1 protein-coding gene is annotated in these 241 nt (G+C 50.2%); it reads left to right on the top strand.

Annotation, left to right across the window (positions count from 1 at the left end; all coding sequences use genetic code 11):
* Positions 1-220 (top strand): hypothetical protein (locus tag ACWGS9_RS35915; protein WP_454509574.1); only part of this gene is annotated, 220 nt, incomplete at its 5' end.
* Positions 221-241 lie beyond the last annotated feature (21 nt).

The raw sequence follows: 241 nt of genomic DNA, 5'->3' as shown, positions 1-241 counted from the left end.
CAATGGGACCGCCGGGCAAAATTTGTATATCGCCCCGAATAATACGTATTCGGGGTATGCGTGCGCGAACACCCTTACGCCCGCGCCCTACAATATCCTCGGCACGGCTGCTTCCAACGCGCAGATTATGGATATGATTTTGGAGAGTGGCAATATTTACTGGGCATCTGGCGGAGCTGGAGGAATTCTTTACTGCACAGGCTGGGAGGACAATTTATAGATGTTCTGTTACACCAACAAT

This window comes from Mesorhizobium sp. Arg314, assembly GCF_053714275.1.
Note: the sequence above shows the minus strand (reverse complement) of the source record. Positions and strands in the feature narration are given on the sequence as shown.